23 protein-coding genes are annotated in these 24,338 nt (G+C 58.4%); 10 read left to right on the top strand and 13 right to left on the bottom strand.

Going from position 1 to position 24,338, the window contains the following annotated elements:
* The first annotated feature begins 129 nt into the window (after positions 1 to 129).
* The 7 genes from potG to KB892_RS16925 all read left to right on the top strand — a co-directional run bounded on the left by potG (position 130) and on the right by KB892_RS16925 (position 7,048).
* Positions 130 to 1,263 carry a putrescine ABC transporter ATP-binding subunit PotG gene (gene potG / locus KB892_RS16955; RefSeq protein ID WP_002896370.1) on the top strand — a complete coding sequence of 378 codons (1,134 nt, stop codon included), beginning with the start codon at positions 130 to 132 and terminating at the stop codon, positions 1,261 to 1,263.
* 10 nt (positions 1,264 to 1,273) lie between these two features.
* A complete protein-coding gene (gene potH, locus KB892_RS16950) occupies positions 1,274 to 2,227 on the top strand; it encodes a putrescine ABC transporter permease PotH (protein ID WP_002896371.1) in 954 nt (317 codons plus the stop codon).
* Positions 2,224 to 3,069, top strand: a complete 846-nt coding sequence (potI, locus tag KB892_RS16945; protein WP_002896372.1) for a putrescine ABC transporter permease PotI — start codon at positions 2,224 to 2,226, stop codon at positions 3,067 to 3,069. Before potH ends, potI begins: the two co-directional genes overlap by 4 nt.
* A 57-nt stretch (positions 3,070 to 3,126) precedes the next feature.
* A complete protein-coding gene (locus tag KB892_RS16940; RefSeq protein WP_002896376.1) occupies positions 3,127 to 3,615 on the top strand; it encodes a YbjO family protein in 489 nt (162 codons plus the stop codon).
* Between the two features lie 41 nt (positions 3,616 to 3,656).
* On the top strand, positions 3,657 to 4,784 hold the full coding sequence (gene rlmC, locus KB892_RS16935) for a 23S rRNA (uracil(747)-C(5))-methyltransferase RlmC (protein WP_002896378.1): 1,128 nt from the start codon (positions 3,657 to 3,659) through the stop codon (positions 4,782 to 4,784).
* Positions 4,785 to 4,862: 78 nt separating this feature from the next.
* Positions 4,863 to 5,579: a response regulator transcription factor gene (locus KB892_RS16930; protein WP_002896380.1), complete on the top strand. Its 717-nt coding sequence runs from the start codon at positions 4,863 to 4,865 to the stop codon at positions 5,577 to 5,579.
* A complete protein-coding gene (locus tag KB892_RS16925; RefSeq protein WP_002896382.1) occupies positions 5,576 to 7,048 on the top strand; it encodes a sensor histidine kinase in 1,473 nt (490 codons plus the stop codon). Before KB892_RS16930 ends, KB892_RS16925 begins: the two co-directional genes overlap by 4 nt.
* A 42-nt stretch (positions 7,049 to 7,090) precedes the next feature.
* On the opposite strand, the gene artJ is transcribed toward KB892_RS16925, so the two are convergent.
* From artJ to KB892_RS16895, 6 genes are all read right to left on the bottom strand, one after another.
* Entirely contained in the window at positions 7,091 to 7,822 is a 732-nt protein-coding gene (gene artJ, locus KB892_RS16920; protein WP_002896384.1) for an arginine ABC transporter substrate-binding protein ArtJ, read from the bottom strand.
* Between the two features lie 183 nt (positions 7,823 to 8,005).
* Positions 8,006 to 8,674, bottom strand: coding sequence for an arginine ABC transporter permease ArtM (gene artM / locus KB892_RS16915; protein ID WP_004150852.1), 669 nt, complete (start codon positions 8,672 to 8,674; stop codon positions 8,006 to 8,008).
* Positions 8,674 to 9,390 (bottom strand): arginine ABC transporter permease ArtQ, encoded by a 717-nt coding sequence (gene artQ / locus KB892_RS16910; protein ID WP_002896386.1) that lies wholly within the window; start codon positions 9,388 to 9,390, stop codon positions 8,674 to 8,676. Before artQ ends, artM begins: the two co-directional genes overlap by 1 nt.
* Before the next feature lie 6 nt (positions 9,391 to 9,396).
* Positions 9,397 to 10,128: an arginine ABC transporter substrate-binding protein ArtI gene (artI, locus tag KB892_RS16905; RefSeq protein WP_002896390.1), complete on the bottom strand. Its 732-nt coding sequence runs from the start codon at positions 10,126 to 10,128 to the stop codon at positions 9,397 to 9,399.
* 20 nt (positions 10,129 to 10,148) lie between these two features.
* Complete coding sequence (artP, locus tag KB892_RS16900; RefSeq protein ID WP_032419144.1) at positions 10,149 to 10,877, bottom strand: arginine ABC transporter ATP-binding protein ArtP; 729 nt, start codon at positions 10,875 to 10,877, stop codon at positions 10,149 to 10,151.
* A 226-nt stretch (positions 10,878 to 11,103) separates the two neighbouring features.
* Positions 11,104 to 11,619 (bottom strand): lipoprotein, encoded by a 516-nt coding sequence (locus KB892_RS16895; RefSeq protein WP_002896394.1) that lies wholly within the window; start codon positions 11,617 to 11,619, stop codon positions 11,104 to 11,106.
* A gap of 877 nt (positions 11,620 to 12,496) precedes the next feature.
* On the opposite strand from KB892_RS16895, the gene KB892_RS16890 reads away from it, so the two are divergent.
* Both KB892_RS16890 and KB892_RS16885 read left to right on the top strand, forming a co-directional pair.
* Complete coding sequence (locus KB892_RS16890; RefSeq protein ID WP_004150851.1) at positions 12,497 to 13,636, top strand: GGDEF domain-containing protein; 1,140 nt, start codon at positions 12,497 to 12,499, stop codon at positions 13,634 to 13,636.
* 31 nt (positions 13,637 to 13,667) lie between these two features.
* Positions 13,668 to 14,498 carry an N-acetylmuramoyl-L-alanine amidase gene (locus KB892_RS16885; RefSeq protein ID WP_002896397.1) on the top strand — a complete coding sequence of 277 codons (831 nt, stop codon included), beginning with the start codon at positions 13,668 to 13,670 and terminating at the stop codon, positions 14,496 to 14,498.
* Here KB892_RS16885 and KB892_RS16880 read toward each other — a convergent pair.
* The 4 genes from KB892_RS16880 to poxB all read right to left on the bottom strand — a co-directional run bounded on the left by KB892_RS16880 (position 14,495) and on the right by poxB (position 19,807).
* A complete protein-coding gene (locus KB892_RS16880; RefSeq protein WP_002896399.1) occupies positions 14,495 to 15,508 on the bottom strand; it encodes an NAD-dependent epimerase/dehydratase family protein in 1,014 nt (337 codons plus the stop codon). The genes KB892_RS16885 and KB892_RS16880 overlap by 4 nt on opposite strands.
* Before the next feature lie 87 nt (positions 15,509 to 15,595).
* Positions 15,596 to 17,038, bottom strand: coding sequence for an SDR family oxidoreductase (locus tag KB892_RS16875; protein ID WP_002896401.1), 1,443 nt, complete (start codon positions 17,036 to 17,038; stop codon positions 15,596 to 15,598).
* Between the two features lie 10 nt (positions 17,039 to 17,048).
* Positions 17,049 to 18,050, bottom strand: a complete 1,002-nt coding sequence (gene ltaE / locus KB892_RS16870) for a low-specificity L-threonine aldolase (RefSeq protein WP_002896404.1) — start codon at positions 18,048 to 18,050, stop codon at positions 17,049 to 17,051.
* A gap of 38 nt (positions 18,051 to 18,088) precedes the next feature.
* Positions 18,089 to 19,807, bottom strand: coding sequence for a ubiquinone-dependent pyruvate dehydrogenase (gene poxB / locus KB892_RS16865; RefSeq protein WP_002896406.1), 1,719 nt, complete (start codon positions 19,805 to 19,807; stop codon positions 18,089 to 18,091).
* A 151-nt stretch (positions 19,808 to 19,958) separates the two neighbouring features.
* On the opposite strand from poxB, the gene KB892_RS16860 reads away from it, so the two are divergent.
* Positions 19,959 to 20,393 carry a DoxX family protein gene (locus KB892_RS16860; RefSeq protein WP_002896408.1) on the top strand — a complete coding sequence of 145 codons (435 nt, stop codon included), beginning with the start codon at positions 19,959 to 19,961 and terminating at the stop codon, positions 20,391 to 20,393.
* A gap of 211 nt (positions 20,394 to 20,604) precedes the next feature.
* On the opposite strand, the gene hcr is transcribed toward KB892_RS16860, so the two are convergent.
* The 3 genes from hcr to KB892_RS16845 form a co-directional block, all read right to left on the bottom strand.
* Positions 20,605 to 21,573 (bottom strand): NADH oxidoreductase, encoded by a 969-nt coding sequence (gene hcr, locus KB892_RS16855; RefSeq protein WP_002896410.1) that lies wholly within the window; start codon positions 21,571 to 21,573, stop codon positions 20,605 to 20,607.
* Between the two features lie 10 nt (positions 21,574 to 21,583).
* Positions 21,584 to 23,236: a hydroxylamine reductase gene (gene hcp / locus KB892_RS16850; RefSeq protein WP_002896412.1), complete on the bottom strand. Its 1,653-nt coding sequence runs from the start codon at positions 23,234 to 23,236 to the stop codon at positions 21,584 to 21,586.
* A 143-nt stretch (positions 23,237 to 23,379) separates the two neighbouring features.
* Entirely contained in the window at positions 23,380 to 24,279 is a 900-nt protein-coding gene (locus KB892_RS16845; protein WP_004147773.1) for a LysO family transporter, read from the bottom strand.
* Positions 24,280 to 24,338 lie beyond the last annotated feature (59 nt).

Below are 24,338 nucleotides of genomic sequence, written 5' to 3'. Positions count from 1 at the left end.
ATCTGCACTCGCCGGGAAATAGCAGCGCGCCCGGCGAGCAGAAGCACCAGGATGGTGCAAATGCACTGTTAAGCACGAAGTATGGCACCGGACCATATGGTGATCGTTTTTTTGCCGGAGAGCACCCGATTGAACGACGTAATGCCCCGCCCACAGGCGAAAGCCCCCAAAGCGCTGACCCCGCTACTGGAAATCCGTAACTTAACCAAGTCGTTTGATGGCCAGCATGCGGTCGACGACGTCAGTCTCACTATCTACAAAGGCGAAATTTTTGCTCTGCTGGGCGCGTCAGGCTGCGGGAAATCGACGCTGCTACGCATGCTGGCGGGCTTTGAACAACCGACCGCCGGGCAAATTATGCTCGACGGCGTGGATCTGGCGCGCGTGCCGCCCTATCAGCGGCCTATTAATATGATGTTCCAGTCCTATGCCCTGTTTCCCCATATGACCGTTGAGCAGAATATTGCCTTCGGCCTGAAGCAGGACCGCCTGCCTAAGGCGGAAATCACCGCCCGGGTGCAGGAGATGCTGGCCCTGGTACATATGCAGGAGTTTGCCAAACGTAAGCCGCACCAACTCTCAGGCGGCCAGCGGCAGCGCGTCGCGTTGGCGCGCAGCCTGGCGAAACGGCCCAAGCTGCTGCTGCTTGATGAACCGATGGGGGCGCTGGATAAAAAGCTGCGCGATCGCATGCAGCTCGAGGTGGTGGATATTCTTGAGCGCGTTGGCGTGACCTGCGTGATGGTAACCCACGATCAGGAAGAGGCGATGACCATGGCGGGCCGTATCGCCATCATGAATCGCGGCAAGTTTGTGCAGATTGGCGAACCGGAAGAGATTTACGAGCACCCGACCACCCGCTACAGCGCCGAGTTTATCGGCTCGGTGAACGTCTTTGAAGGGCTGGTGAAGGAGCGTCTGGAAGACGGTCTGGTGCTAAGCTCGCCGGGGCTGATGCATCCGCTGAAGGTCGACCCCGACGCCTCTGTGGTGGACAACGTGCCGGTCTGGGTGGCGCTGCGTCCGGAGAAGATCATGCTGTGCGATGAACCGCCGGCGGACGGCTACAATTTTGCCGTCGGCGAGGTGATTCATATCGCCTATCTGGGGGATCTCTCTATCTATCATGTGCGCCTGCAAAGCGGGCAGATGATCAGCGCCCAGCTGCAGAATGAACACCGCCATCGGAAAGGGACGCCCACCTGGGGCGATGAGGTGCGTTTATGCTGGGATGCTGACAGCTGCGTTGTGCTGACGGTGTGAGGAGAGGGCGATGAATACCGTTGAATCCCCGTCAGGGGCGAAAAAACCGGGCGGCTTCGCGCTGTGGGCGGCGCGCCTGCAGATGGCGCATGGCCGCAAGCTGGTGATTGCGCTGCCCTATCTGTGGCTGATCCTGTTGTTTATGCTACCGTTCCTGATCGTGTTCAAGATAAGTCTTGCCGAGATGGCGCGGGCGATCCCTCCCTACACCGAGCTGATGGAGTGGGCGGACGGCCAGCTGACGCTGACGCTTAACTTTGCCAACTTCCTACAGTTGACTGACGATCCGCTCTATTTTGAAGCTTATCTCCAGTCGCTGCAGGTGGCGGGTATCTCGACGATCTGCTGCCTGCTGCTGGGCTATCCGCTGGCCTGGGCGGTGGCGCACAGCAAGCCGTCGACGCGTAATATTCTGCTGCTGTTGGTGATCCTCCCGTCGTGGACCTCGTTTTTGATCCGCGTCTATGCCTGGATGGGGCTGCTGAAGAGCAACGGGGTGTTGAATAACTTCCTGCTGTGGTTAGGGGTTATCGATCAGCCGCTGGAGATCCTGCACACCAACCTGGCGGTGTACATCGGTATCGTGTATGCCTATCTGCCGTTTATGGTGCTGCCTATCTACACCGCGCTGACCCGCATCGACTATTCGCTGGTGGAGGCCTCGCTGGATCTCGGCGCCCGGCCGCTGAAGACCTTCTTCCAGGTGATCGTCCCGCTCACCAAAGGCGGCATTATCGCCGGCTCCATGCTGGTGTTTATCCCGGCGGTCGGCGAGTTCGTGATCCCGGAACTGCTGGGCGGGCCGGACAGCATCATGATTGGCCGCGTGCTGTGGCAGGAGTTCTTTAACAACCGCGACTGGCCGGTCGCCTCGGCGGTGGCGATTGTCATGCTGCTGTTGCTGATCGTGCCGATCATGTGGTTCCACAAGCACCAGCAAAAACAGATGGGAGAGCAGGGATGAACGACTTGCCGGTAGTACGCTCGCCGTGGCGCATTCTGATCCTCGTGCTCGGGTTCACCTTCCTCTACGCCCCGATGCTGATGCTGGTGATCTACTCGTTCAACAGCTCGAAGCTGGTAACGGTCTGGGCCGGATGGTCGACGCGCTGGTATAGCGAACTGTTCCACGATGATGCGATGATGAGCGCGGTAGGATTGAGCCTGACCATCGCCGCCTGCGCGGCGACGGCGGCGGCGATCCTCGGTACCATCGCCGCGGTGGTGATGGTGCGCTTTGGGCGTTTTCGCGGCTCCAACGGCTTCGCGTTTATGATCACCGCGCCGCTGGTCATGCCGGACGTGATCACCGGTCTCTCGCTGCTGCTGCTGTTCGTGGCGCTGGGACATGCCATCGGCTGGCCGTCGGACCGCGGCATGTTGACCATCTGGCTGGCGCATGTCACCTTCTGTACCGCCTACGTGGCGGTGGTGATCTCCTCGCGCCTGCGCGAGCTGGACCACTCCATTGAAGAGGCGGCGATGGATCTTGGCGCCGCGCCGCTGAAGGTCTTCTTCGTCATCACGCTGCCGATGATTATGCCGGCGGTGATCTCCGGCTGGCTGCTGGCCTTCACGCTGTCGCTGGATGACCTGGTGATCGCCAGCTTTGTCTCCGGTCCCGGGGCCACGACCTTGCCGATGCTGGTCTTCTCCAGCGTGCGCATGGGGGTCAACCCGGAGATCAACGCCCTGGCGACGCTCATCCTCGGCGTGGTCGGTATTGTTGGTTTTATCGCCTGGTATTTGATGGCCCGCGCAGAAAAGCAGCGAGTGCGCGATATCCAGCGTGCAAGACAAGGCTGAACCACCTAAAATCGGTACAGCAGCCTCCGGTCGGCGCCACCCTGTGGCGCCGTTTTCATGGAAGACATTACGTTGGGATTGTTTACGAAAACTCGCTCATCGCATGCCCGCCTTAACGTCCCTGCGCTGGTGCAGGTGGCGGCCTTTGCTATTATTTTGATTCGTGGCCTGGATCTGCTGATGATCCTTAATCTGTTGGGCCTGCAGGGGCTGAACGAATTCATACACCGCAGCGTTCAGACCTGGAACCTGACGCTGGTCTTCCTCGGCAGCCTGGCGCTGGTGTTTATCGAGATCTGGTGCGCCTTCTCGCTGGTGAAAGGGCGCAACTGGGCGCGCTGGATCTATCTGCTGACGCAGATTATCGCTGCCGGCTACCTGTGGGCGGCGTCGCTGGGCTACGGGTATCCGGAGCTGTTCAGCATTCCCGGGGAATCAAAACGAGAGATTTTCCACTCGCTGGTGATGCAAAAACTGCCGGATCTGCTGGTTCTGACGCTGCTGTTCGTGCCGGCGAACTGCCGTCGCTTTTTCCGCCTGCAATAACGGTGATACAATCCCCGCCCCTGGATTTTTGAAGGTCAATTATGCATTGCGCACTCTACGACGCCGGCCGCTGCCGCTCCTGTCAATGGCTGGAGCGGCCGGTCCCGCAACAGCTCGCCGATAAAATGGCCGATCTGCGCACGCTGCTGGCGGCGATCCCGGTCGCAGCCTGGGGCGAGCCGGTCAGCGGGCCGGAGGCGGCTTTCCGTAACAAGGCTAAAATGGTGGTCAGCGGCAGCGTTGAGCGTCCGCTGCTGGGGATGCTGCACCGCGATGGCACTCCGGTGGACCTCACCGACTGCCCGCTCTATCCCGCCGAGTTTGCCCCGGTTTTTGCTGCCCTGAAGCCCTTTATCGCCCGCGCCGGGTTAACACCTTACAACGTCGCGCGCAAACGCGGGGAGCTGAAATATCTGCTGCTGACCGCCAGCCAGCAGGGGGAGATGATGCTGCGCTTCGTGCTGCGCTCAGAGGCCAAGGTGGCTCAGCTGCGCGCCGCGCTGCCGTGGCTACAGGCACAGCTGCCGCAGCTCAGCGTGATCACGGCGAATATCCAGCCGGTGCATATGGCAATCATGGAAGGTGAGCAGGAGATCTTCTTCACCGAACAGCAGGCGCTGGGGGAGGTCTTTAATGGGGTGCCGCTGTGGATCCGCCCGCAAAGCTTCTTTCAGACCAATCCGGCGGTAGCCAGCCGGCTGTACGCCACGGCCCGCGACTGGGTGCGCGCGCTGCCGGTCCAGCATATGTGGGATCTGTTTTGCGGCGTTGGGGGATTTGGCCTGCACTGCGCGACGCCGACGATGCGCCTGACCGGTATCGAGATCGCCCCGGAAGCCATCGCCTGCGCCAGACAGTCAGCCGCGCAGCTGGGGCTCAGCAATCTGCATTTTCAGGCGCTGGACTCCACGCAGTTCGCCACTCACGAAGCGGATGCCCCGCAGCTGGTGCTGGTTAACCCGCCGCGCCGCGGTATTGGCGCTGAACTATGCGACTATTTAAGCCGCATGGCGCCGCCCTATATTATCTATTCCAGCTGTAACGCCCGCACCATGGCGACCGATATCGCTCGTCTTAGCGGCTATCGCGTTGAGCGGGTCCAGCTGTTTGATATGTTCCCTCACACCGCCCACTACGAAGTGCTGACCCTGCTGGTCCGCGAAGTTTAAACAAAATGTGAAGGCTTTGCGCCGCTGAAATCGGGTAAGCTTGAGGCAGCATGTTTTGTTATTGGTGGGGGGAATCTAATGGCCAAAACCATTCTGCTGGTGGAAGATGACGAGGATATAGCCACGCTGCTGCGGCTCAATCTTCAGGATGAGGGCTATCAGATCGTCCATGAAGCCGACGGCGGCCAGGCCCTCGCCCGGCTGGAGACGCAGGTCTGGGATGCGGTGATCCTCGATTTGATGCTGCCCGGCGTCGATGGTCTGGAGATCTGCCGGCGTATCCGCCAGATGACCCGCTACCTGCCGGTGATTATCATCAGCGCTCGCACCAGTGAAATGCACCGCGTGCTGGGCCTGGAGATGGGCGCCGACGACTATCTGGCGAAGCCCTTTTCACTGCTGGAGCTTATCGCCCGCGTCAAAGCGCTGTTTCGTCGCCAGGAGGCGATGGGGCAGAATCTGCTGATGGACGCCGGGCGCCTGTCCTGCCATGGCCTGAGCATCGACCCGCTGTCGCGCGAAGTGAAGCTGCGCGGCGAGACGGTGGACCTCACGCCGCGTGAATTCGACCTGCTGTATTACTTCGCCCGCCACCCCGGGGAAGTGTTTTCCCGCCTGGCGCTGCTGGAGCAGGTCTGGGGATATCAGCACGAGGGCTATGAGCATACCGTCAATACCCATATCAACCGCCTGCGCAGTAAAATCGAACGTGACCCGGCCGAGCCGGACATCATTCTTACCGTCTGGGGAAAAGGCTATAAGTTCGCCCCGGTGACGCAAGAGGCCGCCCCGTGATCCGCCGCCTGAGCCTCAGCCAGCGGCTGGCGCTGGTGGTGGTTTCCCTGCTGATGCTATGCGCGGTGGCGGTATGCGCCGTCCAGTTACACAGTAGCGCGCAGTATGGCAACGCCATGGTGCAGCGTCTGTCGTCCGGGCTGGCTCAACAGATTGTCGCCCGCGAGCCGTTGCTGGACGCCCACGGCGAGGTCAACCGGCAAACCCTGAAGTCGCTGTTTGACCGACTGATGACCTTTAATCCCAGCGTGGAGCTCTATCTGCTGTCGCCGGATGGCGACCTGCTGGCCGATGCGGCGCCGCCGGGCCATATCCAGCGCCAGCGTATCGACATGGCGCCGGTGCAGGCTTTTCTCACCGGCAGTGCGTCGCCGGTGTATGGCGACGATCCGCGCAGTCCCGACGGACGAAAAGTCTTCAGCGCCGCCCCGCTGCGCGTCGACGGCCAACTGCGCGGCTACCTGTATATCATTTTGCAGGGGGAGACGTTTAATCAGCTGGCGGCCGACGCCTGGCAAAAAACGCTGTGGAGCATTGTTCTGTGGACGCTGCTGCTGGTGGCCCTGTTTGGCCTGCTGGCAGGGGGGCTGGCATGGTTCTGGGTCACCCGGCCGGTCCGCCTGCTCACCGCCCAGGTGGCGGCGAGCGGCCAGGACAGCATCAGCGCCATCAAAACCCTGGCGGCCCGCAGGCCGGAGCCCCGGCCTGGTAACGAGGTGGCGGTGCTCGAGAACCGCTTTATTGACCTTGCCCGGCAGATTGCCGATCAGTGGGATCGGCTGGCCGACAGCGATCGCCAGCGCCGTGAATTTGTGGCCAATATCTCTCACGATTTGCGCACGCCGCTGACTTCGCTGCTGGGGTATCTGGAAACGCTGACCCTGAAGGATGAATGGCTGACCGCCGAGGAGCGCAGGCAGTATCTCACCATCGCCCTGCGCCAGGGCAACAAAGTGCGCCATCTTTCGCAGCAGCTGTTTGAGCTGGCGCGACTGGAGCATGGAGGCATTAAGCCGCAGCGCGAGCGTTTCGCGATGGGGGAGCTGATTTCCGACGTGGCGCAGAAGTTTGAATTAACTGCCCGCACGCGCGAGGTGAACCTGCATATTGATGTACCGGGACCGCTGCCGCTGATTAACGCCGATGTGTCGATGATTGAGAGGGTGGTGACCAATCTGCTCGATAACGCGATGCGGCATACTCCCGTCGGCGGGGAGATCCGTCTGGCGGTCTGGCAGGAGAATCAACAGCTTCAGGTCGAAGTGGCAGACAACGGAGCGGGCGTCGATGCCGCGCTGCGCGACGATCTGTTCCAGCGGCCGTCGGCGTTGTCTACCCAGGCATCGCGGGAGGATCGCGGTGGGTTAGGGTTGCTGATTGTGAAACGAATGCTGGAGCTGCACGGGGGCGATATCAGACTGGTGGAGTCGGTAAGCGGGGCGCGGTTCAGGTTCTTCGTGCCACTTTGAGAAATCGCCGGGTAAGGCGTAGCCGCCACCCGGCGAAAAAAGTTACTCCGGGAACCACTGGTTGCTAATTTTCTGGTAGGTACCGTCGGCCTTAATCGCTTTCAGCGCGGCGTTCAGTTTCTCCAGCAGCGCCTTGTTATCCGGGCGCACGGCAATGCCGAGTCCGGTGCCGAAGTATTGCGGGTCGGTCACTTTCGGCGTGGCTGCCCCCAGCTGCGGGTTAGTTTTCAGCCATTCGTTGACCACCGCGGTGTCGCCGAACACGCCGTCGATACGGCCATTTTTCAAATCGATAATCGCATTCTGGTAGCTGTCATAGGCGACGGTCTTCACCTCAGGATGCTTATCCTGCAGATATTTCTGGTGGGTGGTGCCGTTTTCCATGCCGATCCGTTTGCCTTTCAGGTCATCGAAAGAATGGAACGCATCTTTTTTGGCGATCACCAGCGCCGAGTTGGCGTAGTACGGGTCGGTGAAGGCCACCTGCTTGCTCCGCTCCGGCGTAATATCCATTCCGGAAATCACCGCATCATATTTCTTGAACTTCAGCGCCGGGATCAGGCTGTCAAACGCGTGGTTGGTAAAGGTACATTCTGCCTGCATTTGTTTGCACAGCGCGTGGGCCAGATCGATATCAAAGCCGACAATCTGGTTATTAGCGTCCATCGATTCAAACGGCGGATAGGTTGCGGAGACGCCAAAGCTGATTTTTTCCGCGGCAGCGGCGCCGAACGCGAAAGAGGTGAGCAATGCAGCCAGAACTAACTTTTTCATCGTGGAACTCCCGTCTGTCAATCTTATGATTATTCACCGTGTCTGCGGCATAGAGTGACAATGCCATTAAATGAATTTATATGCAATAAAAATGATTAAGTATTTTTATCGTCATAAAAAAAGACGGACAGGTGTTAGACTTGTCCGCCTTGCTGTTTGCTTTTTATGCAATATGCTCAGGTGCTAGCTACGTCGCTCGAAGGCCAGCGCTTTGCGTTCCACCAGGCGCATCAGCAGCGTCAGCAGTCCATTAACGATGAGATAGATAATCCCGGCGGCGCCGAACACCATCACGTCGTAGGTGCGTCCATACAGCAGCTGGCCGTGGCCCATCACTTCCATCAGCGTGATGGTGTAGGCCAGAGAGGTACTCTTGAAAACCAGCACCACTTCGTTGGAATAGGACGATAGCGCACGCTTAAAGGCGTACGGCAGCAGGATCGCCAGGGTATCCTTTTTACTCATCCCCAGCGCGCTGCAGGACTGCCATTGCCCGTCGGGGATCGCCCGGATGGCGCCATAAAATAGCTGAGTGGTGTAGGCGGCGCTGTTGAGCGACAGAGCGATCAGGGCGCACAGCCACGGCTCGGAGATAAGATGCCACAGCCACGGATAATCCTGCAGCGAAGGAAACTGTCCCGGGCCGTAGTAGATCAGGAAGATCTGCACCAGCAGCGGCGTACCGGTAAACAAGGTGATATAGCCGCGCACCATCCATACCAGCCCCGGCGTCTTCAGGGTCAGGATAATGGTGAAGATCAGCGACAGGATCAGCGCCACGATAATCGACGCCACGGTCAGCGTCAGGCTGGTATGCAGTCCTTTCAGCAGTTCGGGTAAATAGTCGAGCATCAGCCTGGTCTCCGTTCGAAGCGCGTCGCACGCTGGTCAATCCGCTTAAGGATGTATTGACTCAACAGGGTGATGACGAGATAGATTGCCGCCGCAATGATATACCAGTTAAAGGGTTCCTGAGTGCGGGTGGCGATGCTTTTGGTCTGCAGCATCAGATCGTTGACGCTGATCAGGCTCACCAGCGCGGTGTCCTTCAGCAGCACCAGCCACTGGTTACCGAGGCCGGGCAGGGCATGGCGCCACATCTGCGGCATCACCAGACGGAAGAATATGGCCGCTTTCGACAGCCCCAGCGCCTGGCCGGACTCCCACTGGCCCTGCGGAACCGCTTTCAGCGCGCCGCGCAGCGTTTGCGAGGCGTAAGCGGCATACAGCAGCGACAGGGCGATCGCCCCGCAGAGGAACGGGCTGACGTCAAAGTTCTCAATCTGCATCTGCACCGGGATCTGCGTGAACCCGAGCGGGATGGTGAAACCGTCAGAGAGCGTCAGCAGCAGCTGGGAAGAGCCGAAATAGATAAACAGCACCACCAGAATTTCCGGTAGCCCGCGCAGGATGGTCACTATGCCGGTTGCAAGCCAGGCTACCGGGCGCCATTTCACTGACTCCAGTACCGCAAAGAGCATCGCCAGGACCAGGCCGATGACGAGCGCGCAAACGGCAAGGCCGACGGTCATCCCGGCGGCGCTTGCTAATGGAAAAATTTCGTTCATTCAGTCTTACTTCTGGAACCATTTGTTATAGATGGTCTGGTAAGTGCCGTCTTTCTTCACTTTTTCCAGCGCAGCGTTAAATTTCTGCTGCAGGTCGGTGTTGCCCTGACGTACGGCAATGCCCAGCCCGGTGCCGAAATAGGCTTTGTCGGTCACTTTATCGCCCACGGCCGCCAGCTTCGGATTGCTCTTCAGCCATTCGGTCACCACGGCGGTGTCACCAAAGACCGCGTCGATACGACCGTTCTGCAGGTCCAGCTTCGCATTCTGGTAGCTGTCGTAAGGCACGGTAGTGATTTCTGGATGTTTATCGGTGATGAATTTCTGGTGGGTGGTGCCGTTCTGCACGCCCACTTTTTTGCCCTTCAGCTGGTCAATGCTGGTGAACTTACCCTGCTGGCCGACGAACAGCGCCGAGTTGTCATAATACGGGGTAGAGAACAGCACCTGCTTTTCACGCTCCGGCGTGATGTCCATCCCGGCCATGACCGCGTCGAAACGGCGGAATTTCAGTCCCGGGATCAGGCTGTCAAAGGCCTGATTGGTGAAGGTACAGGTGGCGTCGATCTCTTTACACAACGCGTTCGCCAGATCGACATCGAAACCGACGATCTGGTTGTTGGCGTCCACCAGCTCAAAAGGAGGATAAGAGGCCTCGGTGGCGAAACGAATGGTCTGCGCGGCGGAAGCGGAGAGGCTCATGCCTGCGAGCAGGGCGGCAATCAGTACTTTTTTCATCGTCATTTCCCCGAAAAACATCAATGTGAAAGATAGTTTTTAAACGCGTCAGTTTGCGGATGCGTGAAGCAGGAGGCATCCCCTTGCTCGACGATATGGCCATTTTCCATATACACCACCCGGCTGGCCGTCTTGCGCGCCACTTCAACTTCGTGGGTGACGATAACCTGGGTGATGCCGGTTTCAGCCAGCTCGCGAATGATGCTGACGATCTGGGCAGTGATTTCCGGGTCGAGCGCCGCGGTAGGCTCATCGAACAGCAGAACCTGCGGCTCCATCATCAGCGCGCGGGCGATAGCCACCCGCTGCTGCTGGCCGCCGGATAAATGCAGCGGGTAACGATCGCTGTACGGCTTCAGACGCAGGCGCTCCAGCAGCTTCTCTGCGCGAGCCAGCGCCTGATCCTTGCTTAACCCCAGTACGCGGCAGGGGGCCTCGATCAGGTTCTGCTGTACCGTCAGGTGCGGCCACAGGTTGTATTGCTGAAAGACCATGCCGACGTTCTGACGCAGCTCGCGAATCGCTTTATCGGGCGGCGCTCTGGTGAAGTCGAATTGGTTACCGGCGATGGATAACGAACCGGACCGCGGCATCTCCAGCAGGTTGAGTACGCGCAGCAGCGAGCTCTTCCCGGCACCGCTGGGGCCGAGCAGCACCAGCGTTTCCCCCTGCGGGCAATCCAGCGTGATGTCGAACAGCGCCTGGTGTGCGCCGTAGAAGCAATTAATGCCGTTTAGTTTAATACTCATCTGGGCAGTCTGATACGAATAGCTATTGAGGCCGCAAATACTACCTTTGGCAGAATAGTTATGCAATATTTATGCGTTAAAAGTTAAATCTAAACCACGTTTAGCTTTAAAGTTAGCACAAAATATGGCCTGGTGGGTGAGGGGGGCGCAAATGTCGGCATTCCTGGGGCGAATACCGACATTTTACCGGGGTTATCGTTTCAGCGGCGTCGCTTCAACTCCGGAATCAGCGTTTCTCCAGACTCTGTCGCAGCGTCCCGGCTGGCGCATGGCTGTTGTTGCCGAGATAGCGAACGTCATCGACGGCCCAGCACTGGCCTTCCTGGATCATCAGCACTTCATCTTTCCAGCTCTGGGTGCCCTGTTTCAGATCGACGCGCAGCGGAATATTGCGCGCATCGCGGTTCGGGATGGTGGAGGCGCTGGCGACCACGGCGCTGTCTGCCGGGGTGCTGCTGCTGGAGAACGGATTAGCCTGCAGTAATTTGCTGTTGGCGGGATCCTGGCGGGCGTCATTGAGTAACTGCGCCAGGCCGTCGCTCAGATAGGGGCGCAGCGCCGCCGGATCCTGAGTACGATTCTGGATCTGGGTGTCGTAGAATTTTTGCGCTACGTCGTCAGGGCCGCCTTCGACGCAGGGGCCGCTGCGGGTGCCATTATCTTTATAGGCCGGGGTGACGGTCGTACAGGCGCTGAGCGCCAGCGCGCAAGGGAGAAGTACAGCAAAAAGTTTGTAGCGCATGATGATTTCCTTATAAGCGAACTACGTTTTCAGTTTCCGTTAAAGCATAGCGTATAGCGTGCGGATTGTACTTGACGCAAAGAGCTAAGACCTTGATGTGGCTACAGCCTTAGGGCGGGAAATCGGCACGGGGATGACAGAATTCCGTCAGGCGCTAAAAGGCAGGGCAGTATAAAAATAAACTTAATTTTCCCGTGAACAAGAAATATTACCCCGTAAAATAGGGAAATGGCTCTTGAAAGATAAGGGTAATTATTTCTTCTTATAGATGCGAGTGGCGACGTGCATTTTTTTATCCGTATTACCGAAGGACGGGACAATGACGCCCCCCTTGTTCATTTGTTTTTTTAATCAGCTCTTCACGGGCATCGTTGGATGCGGTTTGACCAGTAGAGGAAATGGCGCCGATTTTGGTATATTGCGTATGGACTTTATCAAAAGCTGTTTTGTTAAAATTTCTGCGGAGACGGCATTGGCCGCTTAAAACAATGCTGTACCTGCCACTAAAGCTGCATATTTAATATTCTTAGCCCCTATTGTTTATCTCGCTATCATCATGCTCTTGTTTGCATTCACCAATGAATGATTCAGATTGAACTCACACTGCTTTTTGTAAGCAAAATGCTGCAATTTAATGACGGTTAGTTAACGCTTTTTAGCGAAAAGATGACGTATTTCGCAGTGCTGATGCTTGTTTTTTGAGCCGGTTACCCATCGGGAGCGGACCAGGCTATTTTCTTCGGTCGTTAGCTGAAAATCACCCTGAGAGGCCGGAGCTGAGGGGATAGGGCGCTGACAGACATTCCCGGTAACATGGTTTATCATATAGAAAAGCAGGGGCTGCGCCCATGGTCATGCAGGTCACCAGGGAGTTAAGATGTTAACAAATAAGCGAGAGCGCGCCCGGCAGCAGCGAGCCGCGTTGTGGGCCACCAGAGATAATGTCCAGCGCCATGCGCTGTCCATGAGTATGCCCTGGCTGGCCTTTGTCAATATCGCTTTTGCGTTAATGATTTTCTTCCGCAATTTTATCTTTACCTATTTTGATAAGAGGCTACTGACGCACCGGGCGGTTATTCCTTATATCGAAGCGGCGTTGATTGCGGTTATTATCATTTCGGCCATTTTAGTGATTATTGCCCTCACGCCGCGACTGGCGCAGGGACGATATACGTTGAATATCATCACCGGGCTGCTGCTGGCGCTCAGTCTGTGCTGGTCCCTGAGTAATTATTGTTTTATTTTTTTCTGGACCTTGCCCTTTGCCTGGCCGCTGCTGGTGATATTAATGACTACCGGCCTCACCGCGCTGTATCACCATTGGCCCGGCATAACCGCTTTTATGCTGCCGCTGTGGGTGACCGCCTTGCTGGCGGGAATACAGCTCCACTATCACACCGAGATCCGCTTTTTGATCCTCTGGGCCATTTTTACCGCGATTTTGCTGTATGGCCGACGTATTTTGCAGCGCTGGTATGACGAAGCCTGGGATACCCACCAGGAGAATATGCAGCTTATTCAGCGGCTGGAAAGTATCGCCAACCAGGATGCCTTAACCGGAACCGCTAACCGTCGGGCGCTCAATGCTTACCTGGCGGCGATCTGGCAGCAAAAAACGCCGCTGGCGCTGATGATGATCGATGTCGATTATTTTAAGCGCTATAACGATCGCTATGGCCATCAGGCTGGTGATGAGTGCTTATCTTCTGTCGCGCAGGTGCTTAAAATGGCGGTCCGGGCGGAGGGCGATCTGGTGGCTCGCTACGGCGGCGAAGAGTTTGTCGTCGTGTTGCCCGGGGTGTCCTTAGCGCATGCCACCGCTATTGCCGAGCGCATTCAGCAGAAGATCCGCGAGGCAGGCCTACCGCACGCCGCTTCGGCGGTGGCGTCGGAGGTCACCGTGAGTATCGGGATCGTCGCCTCCGATGGCACGGTCCCGATAGAGACGCTGATCGCCCGGGCGGACAGGGCGCTGTATCAGGCGAAAAATAAAGGACGTAATCAATGGTCTTATTAACCCGGAGACGCTGCCGGGCAAGGGAGAAGGGATGAAACGGATGATGCGGATCGTGCTGCTGGCGCTGCTGCTAACCGGCTGCGCTGGGGAAAAGGGCATTATCGATCGCGACGGATACCAGCTGGACACCCGTCATCCGGCGCAGGCTGCCTATCCGCGAATAAAGGTGTTAGTGATCCACTATACGGCTGACAATTTTGATGTCTCGCTGGCCACGTTGACCGATAAAGAGGTCAGCTCCCACTATTTAATTCCTGAACAGCCCCCGCGTTATCAGCATAAACCGCGGATCTGGCAGCTGGTGCCGGAAGAGGATTTAGCCTGGCACGCCGGGGTAAGCTATTGGCGCGGCAGTACGCGCATTAACGATACCTCCATTGGCATTGAGCTGGAGAACCGCGGCTGGCAGAAGACGGCGGGCGTCAAAAGTTTTACCCCCTTTCATCCGGAACAGATTGCGGCTCTGATCCCGCTGGCGCGCGATATCATCGCCCGCTACCACATCGCGCCGCAGAATGTGGTCGCCCATGCGGATATCGCCCCGCAGCGCAAAGACGATCCGGGGCCGTTATTCCCCTGGCAACAGCTGGCGCAGCAGGGGATCGGCGCCTGGCCTGACGAGCAGCGGGTGGCCTTTTATCTCAACGGGCGGCCGGCCAGCGAGCCAGTGGACCCCGAAATCGTACTGGATTTGCTCTCGCGCTATGGCTATCAGGTGACGTCGGAGATGACCCCCGCGCAGAAGAAGCGGGTGATTATCGCCTTCCAGATGCACTTCCGTCCGCAGCGCTGGGATGGGGTAGCGGATGCGCAAACCGAAGCGATAGCCGAGGCGCTGTTAGAAAAATATGGCCAGGGTTAGCGGTGTAGTTTACCGTGGTCGCGAAGCCAGGCGGCGGTGCGCACGATGCCGTCGTCAAGCGTCACCACCGGCTGATAGCCCAGCTCGTCCTGCGCGCGGGTGATATCGAGCGTAAAATCAAAGTTAAGCTTGGAGACGCCGTAGTGGGTAAACGCGGGTTCTTTGGCGGTTTTATCGCCAAAGCGCTCCATGCTGCGGGCGATAATATCCAGCATCGGATAGGGAACTGAGCGGATCCGGCATTTGATACCGAGCTCGTCGATCAATTTCTGCACGATGCTCCGCAAGGTGCGCGGTTCGCCGTTGCTGATATTCCACGCGCGGGCGGAGGGAAGATGATCGCAGGCCGGCTGGCTCGCCAGCCACATCGCATGTACGGCGTTTTCATAATAGGTCATGTCGACCAGCGCGCTGCCGCCGCGCGGGAGCAGGACGCTGCCATAATGCTGCATCATTTGCGCCAGCCGGGGGATAAAGACTTTGTCGTGCGGCCCAAACAGGCTCTGCGGCCGCAGAATGGTAAAACGGGTATGCGGGTTGGCCTGCGCCAGCAGGTTGATCACCTCCTCGCTGGCCGCCTTGCTGCGGGCAAACTCGTTGGCGAAGCGGTGTGGACGGAAATCTTCCTGGATATCACGATGATGGTGATAATCAAAATAGAGCGATGGCGAAGAGATATGGACGAAATTGCGCACTCCCCATGCCACTGACCATTCGCCCAGACGACGGGTGGCGCGGACGTTAGCGAGATCGAAAGCCTGCTGAGTGCCCCATGGCGAGGTAAAGCTGGAGCAGTGCCATAGGGTATCGATACCGGCGAGCATCACTTTAGCCTGCGAAGAGACCAGCTCGGTTAAATCTGCCGGGATGAATTCCGCCCCCATTTTGCTCAGAAGCTTGCCCATCGCTTCGTTGCGCCCGGTCGCTCGCACGCTGATGCCCTTGTTGCGCAGATATTCCACTGCGTTGCGGCCTAATCCGCTGGTCGCACCGGTAACCAGTACCTTCATATCACTCTACTGTCCCAGAAAAGAATTTCGTGCGCATTTTTCCGTGATTCTCCCGACTATGCAATGAGAATCATGAAAGAATAACGCTTATCCTTCGACTCTGCCTGAGATTTGTTCGGCCAGCCGGGCGATGCGTTGCGCCATACCGCGGAAAATAAACAGGTGCGCCGGGATCATCAGCAGCCAGTAGATCAGGCCTGGCATACCGTGCGGGTGCCACCAGGCGCGCACGTCCAGTTCACGACGATCGCCTTTATCGTTAATGGTAAAGCTTAATCGGCCCAGCCCGGGCGCTTTCATACCGAATAGCAGGGTGAGCTGTTTTTCTTCCTCCACGATAATTACCTTCCAGCTGTCGACCGTATCGCCGGTTTGCAGATAAGCGCGCTGCGGCCGCCCTTTGGCCAGCCGGTGGCCGACCAGCAGATCCATCGCGCCGCGGGTTTTCCACAGCAGATTGCCGAAAAAATACCCCTCTTCCCCGCCGATTTGGTTAACGACCTGCCACAGGGCCTGGCGGCTTGCCTGAGTGGCGACGGTGCAACCTGCCTGCTTCGGATAGTAGCCGTACTCTGGTCGCCAGCGGGCGAAAGCCTGAGCGTCGTAGCCCCAGTCGCTGGAGTTTACTAACTGCTCTTCTTCTTTCAGCGTGCGGCGAACCGCCTGATCGAAGGGGATCAGCGTTTGCGGGATCAGCGCCCGCAGCGCCCGATCGTCAGCGATTAGATCGTGCTTCAGCCCCTGAATCAGCGCCTTGGCGATGGTCGGCGGCACCGAGGTGATGACATTGAGGAACCACACCGAGATCCAGCGCGTCGGCAGGGGAATGGGAATGAGCGGGCGATGTTTACCGCTGACGGCCATAAAGCGAATGAACTGCTGCTGATAGCTTAACACCTCCGGACCGGCGGCTTCGAAGACGCGGTGCGCATCGGAGGGATGATTCAGCAGCTCAACCAGGTCAACGAGCAGGTTTTCCAGCGCGACAGGGGTGGTACGCGAACGTACCCAGCGCGGAGGGGTTAGCACCGGCAGGTTATAAACCATGTCGCGCATCACCTCGAAGGCGGCGGAGCCGGCGCCGACGATAATCCCGGCCCGCAGCTCGGTCACCGGCACGCCCGACTCACGCAGGAGATCGCCGGTAATCTGACGAGCGCGCAGATGGTCGGACTGCTCCTGCGCCGGGGCCTGCAGCGAACTGAGAAATATCACCTGGCGCACTGATGACTGACGCAGGGCATCGCGCACATACGTCGCCACCCGCCGCTCATGGGCGATAAAATCACCGCCTTCGCCCATGCCGTGGACCAGATAATAAAGGGTATCGATACCGGTGAGTAGCGCAGGCAGGTCCTGCGGCTGATTGAGATCGACTGACCGGCAGGTAACGCCGGGCAAAGCGAGTTTTTGCAATCGGTCGATATGGCGTGCCGCCGCCAGCACCGGATAGCCCCGCGCGCTTAATGCGCGCACCAAATGCTGGCCAATATAGCCGCTGGCGCCGAGCACCAGAACTGATTGCGACACGCCTGACTCCTTAGCGTTGTAAAAAAGCCTGCCAGTGGGCGACCACCTCGCTCAGCTGCTGACGGTTGACATCCAGGTGAGTGACCAGACGGACAACAGGCGAGGCGTTAATCAATACCCCCTGCGCCTGCATAAACTTGCCGAGCGCCGGGGCCTGCTCTTCGCCGACGCGAACGAACAGCATGTTGGTATCGTTACGGGTGACGTCGGCGCCGATAGCGCGCAGCTGCTCCGCCATCCACGCGGCGTTGTCATGATCCTCCTGCAGGCGCTGCACGTTATTTTTCAGCGCGTACAGCCCGGCGGCGGCCAGGATGCCCGCCTGGCGCATCCCGCCACCGACCATTTTCCGCCAGCGGACGGCGCGGCGAATGTACGCCTCGCTGCCGAGCAGCAGCGAGCCTACCGGAGCGCCAAGCCCCTTTGACAGGCAGATGGTGAAGGAGTCGCAGTATTGGGCGATATCGCGTAACTCGCAGCCGTAGGCCACCACGGCGTTAAAGATGCGCGCGCCGTCGACGTGCAGCGCCAGATTGCGCTGGCGGGTAAACGCCCAGGCTTCCTGCAGATAGTCGCGCGGCAGCACCTTACCGTTATGGGTGTTTTCCAGGCTCAGCAGGCGGGTGGGGGCAAAATGGATATCGTCGGGTTTGATTTTCGCCGCCACTTTATCCAGCGGCAGCGAACCATCCGCCGCGGCGTCGATCGGCTGCGGCTGAATACTGCCGAGGACCGCCGCGCCGCCGGCTTCGTACAGATAGTTATGCGCCCCCTGGCCGACGATATACTCTTCGCCGCGCTGGCAATGGCTGAGCAGGCCAACGAGATTGGCCTGGGTGCCGGTGGGTAGAAATAGCGCCGCTTCTTTGCCGGCCAGGTCGGCGGCATAGCGCTGCAGTTCATTGACGGTAGGGTCGTCGCCATACACATCGTCCCCGACCGGGGCGGCCATCATGGCCTCCAGCATGGCGCGCCCGGGACGGGTAACGGTATCACTGCGTAAATCGATCACGGCTTTTCCTTGGTCTGGTTCAACGTATTGCTTCTGTTTTACCTGAGCCAGTTGGTTTTCGCCAGTTCGATGACCTCATCGCCGCGCCCGCTGATGATCGCCCGCAGCATATACAGGCTAAAGCCTTTGGCCTGCTCCAGCTTGATCTGCGGCGGGATCGCCAGTTCCTCTTTGGCGACGACGACGTCGACCAGCACCGGACCGTCGGTGCGGAAGGCGGTCTGCAGCGCTTCATCCACCTCGGAGGCTTTTTCAACGCGTATACCTTTGATACCACAGGCCTCGGCGATGCGGGCGAAGTTGGTATCGTGGAGCTCCGTACCGTCGGTGAGATAGCCCCCGGCCTTCATTTCCATCGCCACGAAGCCCAGCACGCTGTTGTTAAAGATGACAATCTTCACCGGCAGCTTCATCTGCGCCAGCGACAGAAAATCGCCCATCAGCATGCTGAACCCGCCGTCGCCGCACATGGCCACTACCTGCCGCTCCGGCGCAGTGGCCTTGGCGCCGATGGCCTGCGGCATGGCGTTGGCCATTGAGCCGTGGTTGAACGAGCCCAGCAGGCGGCGTTTACCATTCATTTTGAGATAGCGTGCCGCCCAGACGGTCGGGGTGCCGACATCACAGGTGAAAATGGCATCTTCATCGGCAAAATGACTGATCTGCTGCGCCAGATATTGCGGGTGAATGGCTTTATCGCTGGGTTTAGCCAGATCGTCGAGCCCTTTTCGCGCGTCGCGATAGTGCTCCAGCGCCTTATCGAGGAAGTGGCGATCGGTTTTCTCTTCCAGCAGCGGCAGCAGCGCCTTCAGCGTCGATTTAATATCGCCCACCAGCGCCATGTCGACCTTACTGTGTGCGCCGATGCTGCCGGGGTTGATGTCGATCTGGATAATTTTCGCGTCGGTTGGGTAGAAGGCGCGATAGGGGAACTGGGTACCCAGCAGGATCAGGGTATCGGCGTTCATCATGGTGTGGAAGCCAGAAGCGAAGCCAATCAGCCCGGTCATGCCCACATCGTACGGGTTGTCGTACTCCACGTGCTCTTTGCCGCGCAGGGCGTGGACGATGGGGGCTTTAATTTTGGCTGCGAACTCCACCAGTTCCTGGTGGGCGCCGGCGCAACCGCTGCCGCACATGAGCGCGATATTGCTGGAGTAGCGAATAAGCTGCACCAGCTTGCGCAACTCTTCTTCCGCCGGGGTGACCGTCGGCAGCGGCGCATGATACCAGTGGCTGCTGGCGCTTTCCGGGGCGGCCTTCAGTGCCACATCGCCGGGTAGCACCACCACCGAGACGCCGCGGTTAATCACTGCCTTACGCATCGCCACTGCCAGCACCTGCGGGATCTGTTCCGGCGTGGAGACCAGTTCGCAGTAATGGCTGCACTCGCGGAACAGCTCCTGAGGATGGGTTTCCTGAAAATAGCCGCTGCCGATTTCGCTGGATGGGATGTGGGCGGCGATGGCCAGCACCGGGACATGGTTGCGATGACAGTCAAACAAACCGTTAATCAGATGCAGGTTGCCCGGTCCGCAGGAGCCGGCGCAGACCGCCAGCTCGCCGGTCAGCTGCGCTTCCGCGCCAGCGGCGAAAGCGGCGACCTCTTCGTGCCGGGTGGGCATCCAGTCGATGGTGCCCATGCGGTTAAGGCTATCGCTCAATCCATTGAGGGAATCTCCGGTGACGCCCCAGATACGTTTCACGCCGGCCTGTTCCAGCGTTTTGGCAATGTATGCCGCCACGGTCTGTTTCATGATCTCCATCTCCTTTTTTTGATAACGCCTTCAAGCTTAGATGAAACTGACCGCAATGTAACCGATTACCCCTGATTTTTTGCTGGTTTTATTCCTCTCCGGCTGCGCATACTCAGGAAGTACACAGGATGCAAAACAGGATGCACATCAAATGGTTAAAGGATTGTTAAACACAGTAAATCGCAGGCTGTCACATGATGACGCCGGTAAACTCTTGTTACGACTTGCCGTCGGCGGCTTAATGCTTTTCCATGGAATCCATAAGCTGATAGATGGTGTGGATGGCATTAGCGGGATGCTGGCGGCGCAGGGATTGCCCGGGTTTATCGCCTACGGTGTGCTGGTGGGGGAAGTGGTCGCTCCCTGCTTGTTAATTCTCGGCGTCCTGACCCGCCCGGCGGCGTTGGTGCTGGCGTTCACCATGGTGGTGGCGTGGCTGATGGTCGGCTTAGATAAGACGTTTGCGCTTGATGCGGTGGGAGCGTGGGCCATTGAGAATCTGGTCTATTTCTTTGTTGGCGCACTGGCGATTGCGCTACTCGGCGCGGGGCGTTATTCGCTGGCCGGTCAGTCGGCCTGGCGGTAAAAATGCCTCATTCGTCCTGGGGCGTAAAGTCGATACTGTTGGCGATTTGCAATTTTTTCAGTCCGGGAAAGCGTTTATCTCATGTCGCCTGAGCGTTTGTTTATTGTCGCCAGGGATTTTCCCGGAGGCGGCGCATTGCGCCTTCTCCGGGCTACCAAATCGCACAGCGATGTAGCCCCGGTAAGCGGTAGCGCCACCGGGGATTTTGACCTCAGGCGAGAACCAGATCGCTCTGCGGATGACAGGAGCAGGCCAGCACATAGCCGTCGGCGATTTCGGCGTCGGTCAGCGTCATGGTGCTGGTGACGCTGTACTTCCCGGAAACCACTTTGGTTTTGCAGCAGCCGCAGACGCCGGCGCGGCAGGCGACGGTCACCGGCACTTTATTGCTCTCCAGCGCGTCGAGCAGCGTGGTGCCCACCGGCGCGTAAAACTCGCGCGCCGGCTGCAGTTTAGTAAATTTCAGCCCGCTGGTGGCGGCCTCAGCCACCGGGGTGAAGAATTTTTCCTTAAAGAAGCGGGTGACGCCCAGGGCGGCAACATCCTGCTCGACCTTCTCCATATAAGGCGCCGGGCCGCAGGTCATCACGGTGCGGCTGGCTAAATCCGGCACGCTCTGCAGCAGCTCCCGGGTCAGACGGCCGGCGACAAAACCATGCGTCGCATTGTGCTCCGCTACCAGGGTGACCGGGTAGTTGCGCCACTCTTCGGCAAAGATTACATCTTCCGGCGAACGCACGTTATAAATCACCTGTACGTCGGCCTGCGGTCGATACTTAGCCAGCCAGCGGCGCATCGCCATGATCGGTGTCACGCCGCAACCGGCGGCCAGCAGCAGGAATTTATCTTCCGCTTTATCGTCGCAGGTAAACTCGCCCATCGCATCGGACAGCCAAAGGTAATCGCCGCGTTTGACCTCGCGGGTCAACCACTGCGAACCCGTACCCTCGTCAATACGGCGAACGGTCAGCGTAATGTATTCGCTGACCCCCGGCGTCGAGGAGAGGGTATAGGCGCGCAGCGTTTCCGCCGAGTTACGCACGCTAACCAGAGCGTACTGGCCAGCGCGGTACGGATAGTAATCGTGGCACAGCAGCGAAAGGGTCCACACGTCCGGGGTTTCCTGGTGAATGTGGTGAACCTGCATCCGCCACGGGCACTGGGAGGTTGGCATAGTCATCAGGGACTCCTTAAGCGCTCAGCAGCTGCTGCATATCTTGTTCCACGGTGGTCACGGAACGCAGACCAAACTTCTCATTGAGGACCGCCAGCAGATCCGGTGTGAAGAAACCAGGTGCCGTCGGACCGGTGACGATGTTTTTCACACCCAGCGACAGCAGCGTCAGCAGGATGACGATCGCTTTCTGTTCGAACCAGGAGAGCACCAGCGACAGCGGCAGATCGTTGACGCCACAGCCCAGTTTCTCCGCCAGCGTGACCGCCAGAATAATCGCCGAGTAAGCGTCATTACACTGCCCGGCGTCGACCAGGCGCGGCAGCCCTTCGATATCGCCAAAGTCCAGTTTGTTGAAGCGGTATTTACCACAGGCCAGGGTCAGGATCAGGCAGTCATCCGGCACGCTGGTGGCGAAATCGGTGAAGTAGTTACGCTCCCCGCGGGCGCCGTCGCAGCCGCCGACGAGGAAGATATGGCGCAGTTTTTCACGACTGACCAGATCGATCAGCGTATCCGCCGCGCCAAGCAGGGTCTGACGGCCAAAGCCGACGGTGATCAGATGCGGGATTTCGCTGTACGGGAAGCCCGCCATCTGCTGCGCCTGGGCAATGACCGGGGAGAAGTCTTCACCTTCCAGATGGTTCACACCCGGCCAGCCGACGATGCTGCGAGTCCAGATGCGATCGTCGTAGGCGCCGACGGTCGGGTCGATGATGCAGTTAGAGGTCATCACGATGGGGCCCGGGAAGCGGGCGAACTCCACCTGCTGGTTTTGCCAGCCGCTGCCGTAGTTGCCAATCAGATGTTTGAATTTACGCAGCTCCGGATAGCCGTGAGCCGGCAGCATTTCGCCATGAGTATAGACGTTGACGCCGGTGCCTTCCGTCTGCTCCAGCAGGTTACACAGATCCTTCAGATCGTGGCCGGAGATCAGGATGCACTTCCCTTCGGTTGCTTTAACGTTGACCTGAGTCGGCGTCGGATGGCCGTATTTGGTCGTTTCACCGGCGTCGAGGATGCTCATCACTTTGAAGTTCATCTGGCCGATTTCCATCGAACATTCGAGCAGCGCATTCATATCCGCAGGCCAGGTGCCCAGCCATGCCATGATTTTATGGTACTGGGCATAGATAGCGTTGTCGTACTGGCCGAGCACGTGGGCGTGCTCCATATAGGCCGCCGCACCCTTCAGACCGTACAGGCACAGCAGGCGCAGACCGAGAATATTTTCGCCGATGGCGGCTTTATCTTTATTCGGGGTATAGTCCGCCGCCTGACGCTGCAGGTCGCCCAGATCGTCGCTGACCAGCTGCAGGTCGGCGACCGGGCTGTCGACCGCGGCGCTGGCATCGATCGCCAGGCATTGCGCTTTCAGCGCCTCACGCAGGGCAATTGCCTGGCGGGCGTAGCCGACGATGCGCGGGGAATCGAAGTTAACGTTAGTCAGGGTGGAGAAGAAGGCGCGGGGGGCAAAGCTGTCGACCTGATGATCGATAATGCCATATTCGCGCGCTTTAAGCGCCCAGGCGGACAGGCCTTGCAGTGACGCAATCAGCAGATCCTGCAGGTCCGAGGTTTCCGCTGTTTTACCGCACATCCCCTGCGCGTAAGAGCAGCCGTTGCCGGCTGGGGTACGAATGGTTTGTTCACATTGCACACAAAACATGGTCACACCTTTAAAGTTATATTTGATATACATGTTTAAGGTTATGCCGCGCGGCAACGGGTGAAAAGGTATTTCTCAGACAACTTAAAGGGAGATTGATTTAGCGCAAATTTGGCGGCAGGAGGGCTGCCGCCAGCGGGTGCTCAGGCGGTAAAAAAGGCGATCAGGATCGGGACCAGCAAACTAAGCAGAAAACCGTGCACGATGGCGGCAGGGACGATTTCGACGCCGCCGGAACGCTGCAGTACCGGTAAGGTGAAGTCCATCGAGGTGGCGCCGCACAGCCCCAGCGCCGTGGAGCGGCTGCGGCGAATAAGGCCCGGAATTAACATGATGGCCAGCAGCTCGCGACAGAGATCGTTAAAGAACGCCGCGCTACCGATGACCGGGCCAAAGGATTCGGTGAGTAAAATACCGGAGAGCGAATACCAGCCGAAACCGCTGGCCATTGCCAGACCGGTCTTTAACGGCAGACCGAGAATAAAGGCGTTAAGTATCCCGCCGAGTAATGAACTGGCCGTAACCACCACGGCGACGATCATTCCCCGGCGGTTAAGGACTATTTGTCGCAGACTCATTCCATTATTGCGTAATTGGATACCAACGAGGAACAGGAGAAAAATCAACGTATATTCGCTGGCTTCTGTCGCGTGCTGTAAAAAAGGCAGTCTGGTCAGACCGAGCAGAAAACCGAGCACGACCACACCGCACAGCTGCAGCGATTCCAGGGCCATGGCCAGGCGCGAGGGTAATTTCTCCTGACGATGCTGACTGCGCCATGGCATTTTACTTTCCAGCCACAGCAGTGCGGCGATATTACACAGTAAAATGATAACCACGCTCACCGCGGCGTAATGCAATATTGCCAGCAGGTTGCTGGCCAGATTGTCGAGGAACGCCAGGCTGATACCCATAAAAAAAAGGATTACATAGACAATCCAGCTGAGCATGCGGTTTATCAGCTTTAGCGCGGAGGAGTGACGAAGAGGCAGTAAATAGCCGACGACCAGCGGCAACAGAATAATAAAGAGTCCCGAAAACATGAACGATGCAGCCCTTGCATGATGAGAATAGCGCCCATGACACTACCCAAATCACCGGG

This window comes from Klebsiella sp. P1927 (assembly GCF_018204675.1).
GTDB classification, from domain to species: Bacteria; Pseudomonadota; Gammaproteobacteria; order Enterobacterales; family Enterobacteriaceae; genus Klebsiella; species Klebsiella pneumoniae.
Note: the sequence above shows the minus strand (reverse complement) of the source record. Positions and strands in the feature narration are given on the sequence as shown.

Bases quoted from the DNA above. Each gene is read 5' to 3' on its own strand.
- hcp (WP_002896412.1), bottom strand. From the start codon at position 23,236: ATGTTTTGTGTGCAATGTGAACAAACCATTCGTACCCCAGCCGGCAAC.
- artM (WP_004150852.1), bottom strand. From the start codon at position 8,674: ATGCTCGACTATTTACCCGAACTGCTGAAAGGACTGCATACCAGCCTG.
- artQ (WP_002896386.1), bottom strand. From the start codon at position 9,390: ATGAACGAAATTTTTCCATTAGCAAGCGCCGCCGGGATGACCGTCGGC.
- KB892_RS16930 (WP_002896380.1), top strand. From the start codon at position 4,863: ATGGCCAAAACCATTCTGCTGGTGGAAGATGACGAGGATATAGCCACG.
- KB892_RS16845 (WP_004147773.1), bottom strand. From the start codon at position 24,279: ATGTTTTCGGGACTCTTTATTATTCTGTTGCCGCTGGTCGTCGGCTAT.
- artJ (WP_002896384.1), bottom strand. From the start codon at position 7,822: ATGAAAAAGTTAGTTCTGGCTGCATTGCTCACCTCTTTCGCGTTCGGC.
- hcr (WP_002896410.1), bottom strand. From the start codon at position 21,573: ATGACTATGCCAACCTCCCAGTGCCCGTGGCGGATGCAGGTTCACCAC.
- rlmC (WP_002896378.1), top strand. From the start codon at position 3,657: ATGCATTGCGCACTCTACGACGCCGGCCGCTGCCGCTCCTGTCAATGG.
- potI (WP_002896372.1), top strand. From the start codon at position 2,224: ATGAACGACTTGCCGGTAGTACGCTCGCCGTGGCGCATTCTGATCCTC.
- artP (WP_032419144.1), bottom strand. From the start codon at position 10,877: ATGAGTATTAAACTAAACGGCATTAATTGCTTCTACGGCGCACACCAG.
- KB892_RS16880 (WP_002896399.1), bottom strand. From the start codon at position 15,508: ATGAAGGTACTGGTTACCGGTGCGACCAGCGGATTAGGCCGCAACGCA.
- poxB (WP_002896406.1), bottom strand. From the start codon at position 19,807: ATGAAACAGACCGTGGCGGCATACATTGCCAAAACGCTGGAACAGGCC.
- KB892_RS16895 (WP_002896394.1), bottom strand. From the start codon at position 11,619: ATGCGCTACAAACTTTTTGCTGTACTTCTCCCTTGCGCGCTGGCGCTC.
- KB892_RS16890 (WP_004150851.1), top strand. From the start codon at position 12,497: ATGTTAACAAATAAGCGAGAGCGCGCCCGGCAGCAGCGAGCCGCGTTG.
- KB892_RS16940 (WP_002896376.1), top strand. From the start codon at position 3,127: ATGGAAGACATTACGTTGGGATTGTTTACGAAAACTCGCTCATCGCAT.
- KB892_RS16885 (WP_002896397.1), top strand. From the start codon at position 13,668: ATGAAACGGATGATGCGGATCGTGCTGCTGGCGCTGCTGCTAACCGGC.
- artI (WP_002896390.1), bottom strand. From the start codon at position 10,128: ATGAAAAAAGTACTGATTGCCGCCCTGCTCGCAGGCATGAGCCTCTCC.
- potH (WP_002896371.1), top strand. From the start codon at position 1,274: ATGAATACCGTTGAATCCCCGTCAGGGGCGAAAAAACCGGGCGGCTTC.
- KB892_RS16860 (WP_002896408.1), top strand. From the start codon at position 19,959: ATGGTTAAAGGATTGTTAAACACAGTAAATCGCAGGCTGTCACATGAT.